The organism is Bradyrhizobium sp. (assembly GCF_004799445.1).
Classification (GTDB): Bacteria; Pseudomonadota; Alphaproteobacteria; order Rhizobiales; family Xanthobacteraceae; genus Bradyrhizobium.
Map to the genome: position 1 here is coordinate 1 of NZ_SSNA01000150.1, position 9570 is coordinate 9570.

A 9570-nucleotide genomic window follows, 5' to 3' on the forward strand; every position below is an offset into this window, starting at 1 on the left:
CCGGGCTGATGGTCGGCCGTACCCCGGAATATGTCGGCAAGAAAATCGAAGCGCGCGAGGTCAAGATGGCGATGCTCGCCATCCTGGTGCTGCCCTTGATGTATCTGGGCTGGACCGCGGTCGCCGTTGTCTATCCGACGGCGGTGGCGTCAATGGCCAATGCCGGCCCGCACGGCTTCACCGAGGTGCTCTATGCCTACACCTCGCAGACCGGCAATAACGGCTCGGCCTTCGCGGGCCTCACCGGAAATATCCTCTTTTACAATGTGACGGGCGGCGTCGCGATGTTCGTCGGTCGGTTCTTCATGATCGTGCCGGCCATGGCTATGGCGGGTTCGCTCGCCGGCAAGAAGTCGATCCCGGCGTCGGCCGGCACCTTGCCGACGACCGGCGGCCTGTTCGTCGGCCTGGTCGTCGGCGTGATCCTGATCATCGGCGGTCTCACCTTCTTCCCGGCGCTCGCGCTCGGCCCGATCGTCGAGCACCTGGCTGGCAACGCCAACACCCTGTTCTGATCGCTCATTCGGAGTTACCTCCATGGAAGTCGTCCAAAAACTGAACAAGCGGATGCCGGTGTCGGCGATGCTCGATCCGAAGATCGTGATGCCCGCGATCGGCTCGTCCTTCCGCAAGCTCGATCCGCGGGTCATGATCAAGAGCCCCGTGATGTTCGTAGTCGAAGTCGTGGCCGCGCTCACCACCGTCATCTTCCTGCGCGATCTGGCGACGGGCGGTGCGGGCCTCGGCTTCACCTTCCAGATCATCCTGTGGCTGTGGTTCACGGTGCTGTTTGCCAACTTCGCCGAGGCCGTCGCCGAAGGCCGCGGCAAGGCCCAGGCCGAATCGCTGCGGAAAACCCGCACCGAGAGCCAGGCCAAGCTGTTGACCGGCTCCGACAAGACCTATCGGCTGGTACCCGGCACCAGCCTCAAGGTCGGCGATATCGTTCTGGTCGAAGCCGGCGACAACATTCCCTCCGACGGCGAAGTCGTCGAGGGCGTGGCCTCCGTCAACGAAGCAGCGATCACAGGCGAATCCGCGCCCGTGATCCGGGAGTCCGGCGGCGACCGCTCGGCGGTGACCGGCGGCACCCAGGTGCTGTCGGACTGGATCCGCGTTCGCATCACCGCGGCGCAGGGCTCGACCTTCATCGACCGCATGATCAGGCTGGTCGAGGGCGCCGAACGGCAGAAGACGCCGAACGAGATCGCGCTCAACATCCTGCTCGCGGGCCTCACCATCATCTTCGTGTTCGCGACCGTGACGATTCCGAGCTATGCCGCCTATGCCGGCGGCCAGATCTCGGTGGTCATCCTGGTGGCGCTGTTCGTCACGCTGATTCCGACCACCATCGGCGCGTTGTTGTCGGCGATCGGCATCGCCGGCATGGACCGGCTGGTGCGCTTCAACGTGCTGGCGATGTCCGGACGCGCGGTCGAGGCGGCCGGTGACGTTGATACCCTCCTGCTCGACAAGACCGGCACCATCACACTCGGCAACCGGCAGGCGACGGCGTTTCGTCCGGTCCGCGGCATCAGCGAACTGGAACTGGCGGACGCGGCGCAACTTGCCTCATTGGCCGACGAGACCCCCGAGGGGCGTTCGATCGTGGTGCTGGCCAAGGAAAAATACGGCATCCGCAGCCGCGACATGGTCGAATTGGCCGCGACCTTCATTCCGTTTACCGCCCAGACCCGCATGAGCGGCGTCGATGCCGGCGCATCGTCGGTCCGCAAGGGCGCGGTCGATGCGATCCTGAACTTTATCGGGGGCGGCAGCTCCCAATCCATGGCGTCCGGAAATACCGTCCGCGCGCTGCAGCCTTCGGTCAATTCCGACGCCGCGCGCGAGATCCAGGCGATCTCGGACGAGATCGCCAAGGCCGGCGGCACCCCGCTCGCGGTCGCCAAGGACGGCCGGCTGCTCGGCGTCGTTCATCTCAAGGACATCGTCAAGGGCGGTATCCGCGAGCGCTTCGCCGAACTGCGCCGCATGGGCATCCGCACCGTGATGATCACCGGCGATAATCCGATGACGGCGGCCGCGATTGCCGCGGAAGCCGGCGTCGATGATTTTCTCGCGCAGGCGACGCCCGAGGACAAGCTTAAGTTGATCCGTGACGAACAGGCCAAGGGCAAACTGGTCGCGATGTGCGGCGACGGCACCAACGACGCACCGGCGCTTGCGCAGGCCGATGTCGGCGTCGCCATGAATACCGGCACGCAGGCGGCGCGCGAGGCCGGCAACATGGTCGATCTCGACTCCAACCCGACCAAGCTGATCGAGGTGGTCGAGATCGGCAAACAGCTGTTGATGACCCGCGGCGCGCTGACCACGTTCTCGATCGCCAACGACGTCGCGAAATACTTCGCCATCATCCCGGCGATGTTCCTGGCGTTCTACCCGCAGCTCGCGGTGCTCAACGTCATGCACCTGGCGAGCCCGCAAAGCGCGATCCTGTCGGCGATCATCTTCAATGCGCTGATCATCGTCGCGCTGATTCCGCTGGCCCTGAAAGGCGTGGCGTATCGCGCCATCGGTGCCGGCGCGCTGTTGCGCCGTAACCTGATGATCTATGGCCTTGGCGGCATCATCATTCCCTTTATCGGCATCAAGGCGATCGACCTCATCGTCGCCGCCTTGCATCTGGTTTAACCCTAACCGTCATTGCGAGCGCAGCGAAGCAATCCATGGGGCCGCAACAAGAGACTGGATTGCTTCGTCGCTTCGCTCCTCGCAATGACGGAATTATTGGAGACACATCATGGTTCGAGAAATTCGTCCCGCCATCATCATCCTTGTCCTGCTGACGCTGATCACGGGCCTTGCCTATCCGCTCGCGATGACCGCGATCGCGGGCGTGATCTTTCCGAAGCAGGCGCAGGGCAGCCTGATCGAACGCGACGGCAAGGTGATCGGCTCCGCCCTGATCGGGCAGGAGTTCAAGGAGGAGAAATACTTCCACGGCCGGCCTTCGGCGACGACCGCGCCGGATCCGGCCGATGCCACCAAGACTGTGCCGGCGCCCTACAATGCGGCCAATTCGGGCGGATCCAACCTCGGCCCGACCAGCAAGGCCCTTAATGACCGGATCAAGGAAGACGTCGACAAACTGAAGGCGGAGAACTCCTCCAGCCCGGTCCCGATCGATCTCGTCACCACCTCCGGCAGCGGCCTCGACCCGGACATCTCGCCGGAGGGTGCGCTGTTCCAGGTGCCACGCATCGCCAAAGCGCGGAATATGCCGGAAGCGCGCGTGCGCCAGCTGGTGACGGAGAACACGGCCGGCCGCTTCGCGGGATTGTTCGGCGAACCCAGGGTTAACGTATTGACGCTCAATCTGGCGCTGGACGCGGCTGCCGGGAAATAGCAGGGTTGAAAACCGACCAGAGCTGGTTCTAGGGCGTGATGAGATGAGGTCGAGTTTGTAGCGACGACGGAAGTGCGCTCCCTCTCCCGCTTGCGGGGGAGGGTTGGGGTGGGGGCGCTTCCGCAAGAGCCGCTGGTCGAGTGGATAGGTTTCCCCACCCGCCGCGCTCTGGACGATGCTTCGCATCGCCGAGAGCGCGTCGACCTCCCCCGCAGGCGGGAGAGGTGAAGTAAGTTCGCAGGCCGATTCGCCTTACCTTATCGTGCTCTAGGCCAGACGCGGCCCGAGGACTATATTGCTTTTATGGCCCAGCAGCAGCGCCGCGATCCCGAACAACGCCCCTCGCCGGAAGCCCTGCTGGAGACGGCGCGGCGCGAGAACAGTCAGGCTGGCCGCCTCAAGATCTTCGTCGGCGCCGCGCCCGGCGTCGGCAAGACCTATGAGATGTTGTTGAGCGCCCGTGCCAAACTGAAATCCGGCGCCGATGTCGTGGTCGGCGTGGTCGAGACCCACGGGCGGATGGAAACGCAGGCGTTGCTGGAGGGCCTCGAGGTGCTCCCGCGCAAGCGCATCCTGTACAAGGATCAGACCATCGAGGAGATGGACCTCGATGGTCTGATTGCGCGCCGTCCGCAGATCGCACTGGTCGATGAGCTCGCCCATACCAACGCGCCCGGCAGCCGCCATCCGAAGCGCTATCTCGACGTCGAGGAACTGCTCGATCGCGGCATCGACGTCTACACTGCGGTCAACATCCAGCATATCGAGAGCCTCAACGACGTGGTCGCCCAGATCACGCATGTTCGGGTGCGCGAGACCGTGCCGGATTCCGTGTTCGACCGGGCGGACGCGATCGAACTGATCGATCTGACGCCGGACGATCTGATTCAGCGGCTGAAGGAAGGCAAGGTCTACGTCCCCAAACAGGCCGAGCGCGCGCTCGAGCATTATTTCTCGCCGGGCAATCTGACCGCGCTGCGCGAACTGGCGCTGCGGCGGACCGCCGAGCGCGTCGACGAACAACTGCTCACGCACATGCAGGCCAATGCCATCGCCGGCCCCTGGGCCGCCGGCGAGCGCATCCTGGTTTGCCTCAGCGAGGATCCGCGGTCGGCAGGGCTTGTGCGCTACACCAAGCGGCTGGCGGACCGGCTGCACGCGCCCTGGACCGCCATCAGCATCGAGACGCGGCGCAGCCTGCAATTGAGCGACGAGCAGCGCGACCGGCTTGCCGATACGCTGCGCCTGGCCGAGGCGCTGGGCGGCGAGGCGATCACCATTCCCGGCGTCGGACGCCGCATCGCGGACGACCTCACGAGTTTCGCGCAAGCCAACAATGTCACCCAGATCATCATCGGCAAATCGACACGCAGCTGGTGGTTCGAGTTGATGCGCGGCTCGGTGGTGCACGACCTGGTGCGGCGTGCCGGCCATATCAGCGTCAACGTCATCGCCGGCGAGGAACTTGCGACCGACCCGGTTCCGAAAAAGACCGTGCGCGCGGCGGAACGGCCCGAGCCGTTCGATCCCAGGCCATACCTGATGGCGCTCGTGATCGTGGCCATCGGCCTGGGTGCCGGCGAACTGATTCAGCCGCTGTTCGGCATCGAGAATGTCGACCTCGTGTTTCTCACGGCGGTGGTGGGTGTTGCGGTTCGCTACGGCCTGTGGCCATCGCTATTGGCCAGCGTCGCGGCGTCGTTGTGCTACAACTTCTTCTTCTTGCCGCCGGTTTACACCTTTACGATCACCGACCCGACCAACGTCGCGGCGTTCTTTTTCTTCATGTTGATCGCGCTGCTGGTCTCCAATGTCGCTGCGCGCGTGCGCACCCAGGCCGACTCCGCCATCGGCAGGGTGCGGACCACGGAATCGCTCTACGCCTTCAGCCGCAAGCTCGCGGGCACCGCGACGCTGGACGACGTCTTGTGGGCGACCGCCTATCAAATCGCGTTGATGCTGAAGGTGCGGGTGGTGTTGCTGTTGCCCGAGGACGGCGTGCTGACCGTGAAGACGGGCTACCCGCCTGAAGATGAGCTGGACAAGGCCGATCTCGCCGCCGCGAACTGGGCATGGAACAACGATCGCGCGGCCGGGCGCGGCTCCGATACGCTGCCGGGCGCCAGGCGCCTGTTCCTGCCGATGCGCACCGGACGCGGGCCGATCGGTGTCATCGGCATCGACGACGACAAGACCGGGCCGCTGCTGACGCCGGACCAGCGCCGATTGCTGGATGCGCTGGTGGATCAGGGCGCGCTGGCGATCGAGCGCGTGCTGCTGGTGGAAGACATGGATCGCGTCAAGCGCACCGTCGAGTCGGATCGTCTGCGTTCGGCGCTGTTGACCTCGATCTCGCACGATCTCAAGACGCCATTGGCATCGGTGCTCGGCGCCGCTTCTACGATACGTGATCTCGCCGGCGGCCTGACCGACGCTGAAAAGCGCGATCTGCTCGCAACCGTGATCGACGAGTCGGAGCGGCTCAACCGCTTCATTGCCAATCTGCTGGACATGACCAGGCTGGAATCCGGCGCCGTCAAGCCGAATACCGCGCGGCACGATGTCAGCGAGATCGTCGGCAGCGCGTTGCGCCGCGCCGGCAAGATTCTGGTGCATCACAACGTCTCGCTTGATCTCGACGCCGAGTTGCCGATGTTGGAGCTCGACGCGGTGCTGTTCGAGCAGGCGCTGTTCAATCTGCTGGACAACGCGGCCAAATATGCGCCCGTGGACACCACGATCTTTATCAGGGGTTGGCGCGACAAGGATTGGGTCACCCTGCAGATCGCCGACGAAGGCGAGGGCATTCCGCATTCCGAGCTGGAGAGCGTGTTCGACAAGTTCTACCGCGCGCAAAAGGGCGATCATGTCCGCCCCGGCACCGGCCTCGGGCTTGCGATTGCCCGCGGCTTTGTCGAGGCGATGCACGGCACGATTTCCGCCGCCAACCGCACCGACCGCAATGGCGCGGTACTGACCATCCGATTGCCGATCCCTGCCGCATCACAAGCGTTGGACACCGCCGCATGACCGCCACGCCGATCAAGGTGCTTGTCATCGACGATGAGCCGCCGATCCGCAAACTCCTGCGGATGGGGTTGAGCACGCAAGGTTACGAAATCCTCGAAGCCAGTAACGGCAAGATCGGGCTCGAACTGCTGGCGCAGGATCCCGCCTTGATCATTCTCGACCTCGGCCTGCCGGACATTCAGGGCCATGAATTGCTGCGCATGATCCGCGGCCGCAACGACAGTGTTCCGATCGTGGTGCTGTCGAGCCGCGGCGATGAGGCGGGGAAGGTCCAGGCGCTCGATCTGGGCGCCGACGACTATCTGACAAAACCGTTCGGAATGGACGAGCTGCTCGCCCGCATGCGCGCGGCGCTGCGGCATCAGTTGCAGGTCCATGGCGAGCGGCCGGTGTTCAAATCCGGCGATCTCTCGGTCGACCTGGTGCGCCGCATCGTCAAGGTCGGCGAGCGGGACGTCAAGCTTTCGCCCAAGGAATACGAATTGCTGCGCGTGCTGGTGCAGCACGCCGGCAAGGTGCTGACCCACCGGTTTCTGCTCAATGAACTCTGGGACGAACTGACCGACGCGCAATATCTGCGGGTCTATGTGCGGCAACTCAGACAAAAGATCGAAGTCGATCCGGAGCGCCCGCAATTCGTCCTGACCGAAACCGGCATCGGCTATCGGCTGCGCGCGCCGGACTGACGCGCGTGGCAGTCGTTTTGATGCCGTCGCCGTGCGGAGGGGCGCGAACCAATCGAGGCCATGAATGATGTGCCTTCTGGAGCGACCATGAAAATCTCCGATCTGCTTTCGCCAGCGGACGTCATGATCGACGTTCGGGCCGCGAACAAGCGGCTGCTGCTGCAGGAATTGGCGGCCAAGGCCGCGGCCGGTCTCGGTCTGCCCGTCGAGGCGATCGCGTCCTGTCTTCTCAAGCGCGAAGAGCTGGGATCGACGGGGATCGGCCGCGGGGTCGCCATTCCGCATGCCCGGCTGCCGGATCTGCAACGGCCCTTCGGGCTATTGGCAAAACTGAAACAGCCGGTCGAATTCGATGCCATCGACGGACAACCGGTGGATATCGTGTTCGCTCTGCTGTTGCCTGCGGCGGTTGAGAATGAAGCGCTCGCCGCGCTCGCGCTGGTGGCCCGGAGCCTGAGATCGCCGGAGAATCTCGCGCGGTTGCGGGCTGCAAAGACGACGTCCGAGCTGTTGGCGGCGGTGGCCGGACGATAGCGCCGCAAGAGCAAAACCCGGATGCGCCTAAAAGCTAATTTCCTGAACCGGATCAGGCTGATGCTACCTGTCCAGTCCCCCTCCGCAAAAATATTTCGCTTCGTGCTTGCCCCAAATCACATTCATATTCCCGCCATCCCGTCCCACTCAGAGGGGCGTTTCGCGATCGTCACGGACGTTGGAACGGGATGCGGTGGACGCTTTGGCTCCGTAGATGAGCGGCGCGAAAGCGGACGGCGAAGTCGTGTGGTCCTGACACCCCGACGCTGGTGTCAAGTTCTTGAGAAGCAAGCTTCTCAGGGGCGACGGTGGCAAGAAAGCCCGGTCACCGGGGAGAGCGCGAAGGAAACCGTTAAAACCATTGCGTGCGGGGATGCCGGGTGATTTCCGGTGCGACCGCTGTGAATACTCGTGTGCATTCTCACGACCAACTTCGCACACGAGGCTGCGGGTGCACTGGGCACCCGGCATTCCCCACGCCCTCATTTTCGGGGCGGAAAATTCTCGCACGACCCGGGCGCCATCCGCGCCGCGGGATCGCGGGCCCGTATCTGAAATTGCTCTCAAGCCGTCGTCCCTGCGAACGCAAGGACCCATGACCACAGGCCATCGTGATTGCGCGAAAGTCCTCGAACAGTATTTTTCAAAACAGGCGACCCGGCGTATGGGTCCCGGCTCAAGGCCGGGACGACGCCGACGGCGGGTGCACTGCGCCGCGGGAGTGCGGATGCACGGCGTCCAGCAAGCCCAAGAGCGGGAACCATCGCCGTCTGCGGCGATTATTTTCCTGCAACCGGAGAACAATCATGGCACGAAAATATTCGAAGAAGGCATCCGCCAAGGTCGAACGCGCGATGAAGGAACGCAACGCAGGGACCTTGAAGAGCGGCCGCTCGGGACGGAAGGTCACGAGCCGCAAGCAGGCGATCGCGATCGGCCTTTCGGAGGCGAGGGCGGCGGGAGCGAAAGTCCCGAAGAAGACCTCGAAGAAGCGGGCTGCCGGGAAATCGGGACGCCGATCGAAGACTTAGCCGACATTTTACCTGCTCGGGCTTGTTCCGGGCGCCGGCCGGCGCGTGGTAGGCTGTGGGTCATTCGAATTGCACGGGATTGATCGTGTCCTTGAGAGATCTCTCCACCTACCGGAAGAAGCGGGATTTCGAAAAGACCGCGGAGCCGAGCGGCGATAGGCCGGTGAAGCCTGCGAAGCAGCGCCGGTTCGTGATCCAGAAGCATGATGCGTCGCACCTGCATTACGATCTCCGGCTCGAGTTCGGCGGCGTCTTCAAATCCTGGGCGGTCACCCGGGGACCCTCGCTCGATCCGCACGACAAGCGGCTGGCGGTGGAAGTGGAAGATCATCCGCTCGATTACGGGGATTTCGAAGGCACCATTCCGAAGGGCCAGTATGGCGGCGGCACCGTGCAGCTCTGGGACCGCGGTTATTGGGCATCCGACGATCCCGAGAAGGGATTCAGGAAGGGCGACCTGAAATTCACCCTGCACGGCGACAAGCTGCACGGCAGCTGGGTGCTGGTGCGCATGCGCCACGACCGCAATGGCGGCAAACGCACCAATTGGCTGCTGATCAAGCATCGCGACGAATATGCCCGCGAAGGCAACGCCAACGATATACTGGAAGCCGATCGGTCGGTTGCCTCCGGGCGCACCATGGATCAGATCGCCGCCGGCAAAGGCAACGCGCCACAGCCGTTCATGACGGCGAAATCCAAACGCGCCAGCGCCGATGCGGTGTGGCATTCCAACCGCAGCGATGTCGTCACACAGCCCGCCGCACCCGGGAGCGCGCAAAAGGGCAGGAAAGCCGCGACGATGCCGGATTTCGTCGCGCCTCAGCTCTGCACCTTGGTCGACCATCCGCCGAGTGGGGAGGGCTGGTGCCACGAGATCAAATTCGACGGCTACCGCGTGCAATTGCGGGTCGAGGGC

General features: G+C 63.9%; 7 protein-coding genes and 1 pseudogene. All 8 read left to right on the top strand.

Annotated features, from left to right (window positions below; translation table 11 throughout):
• Positions 1-515, top strand: a 515-nt coding sequence (locus E8A46_RS20460; RefSeq protein ID WP_291565127.1) for a potassium-transporting ATPase subunit KdpA, incomplete at its 5' end; no start/stop codon positions are given.
• A 22-nt stretch (positions 516-537) separates the two neighbouring features.
• Positions 538-2655 carry a potassium-transporting ATPase subunit KdpB gene (kdpB, locus tag E8A46_RS20465; RefSeq protein ID WP_291565128.1) on the top strand — a complete coding sequence of 706 codons (2118 nt, stop codon included), beginning with the start codon at positions 538-540 and terminating at the stop codon, positions 2653-2655.
• 109 nt (positions 2656-2764) lie between these two features.
• A complete protein-coding gene (locus E8A46_RS20470) occupies positions 2765-3370 on the top strand; it encodes a K(+)-transporting ATPase subunit C (RefSeq protein WP_291565130.1) in 606 nt (201 codons plus the stop codon).
• 303 nt (positions 3371-3673) lie between these two features.
• On the top strand, positions 3674-6400 hold the full coding sequence (locus E8A46_RS20475; RefSeq protein ID WP_291565132.1) for a sensor histidine kinase KdpD: 2727 nt from the start codon (positions 3674-3676) through the stop codon (positions 6398-6400).
• Positions 6397-7086: a response regulator transcription factor gene (locus E8A46_RS20480; RefSeq protein WP_291565134.1), complete on the top strand. Its 690-nt coding sequence runs from the start codon at positions 6397-6399 to the stop codon at positions 7084-7086. Before E8A46_RS20475 ends, E8A46_RS20480 begins: the two co-directional genes overlap by 4 nt.
• A gap of 87 nt (positions 7087-7173) precedes the next feature.
• Positions 7174-7620 (top strand): PTS sugar transporter subunit IIA, encoded by a 447-nt coding sequence (locus E8A46_RS20485; protein ID WP_291565136.1) that lies wholly within the window; start codon positions 7174-7176, stop codon positions 7618-7620.
• Positions 7621-8426: 806 nt separating this feature from the next.
• A pseudogene (locus tag E8A46_RS20490) lies at positions 8427-8627 on the top strand (DUF6496 domain-containing protein); the annotation flags it as partial.
• Positions 8628-8736: 109 nt separating this feature from the next.
• A partial coding sequence (locus tag E8A46_RS20495; RefSeq protein WP_291565138.1) for a DNA polymerase ligase N-terminal domain-containing protein occupies positions 8737-9570 on the top strand: 834 nt, incomplete at its 3' end.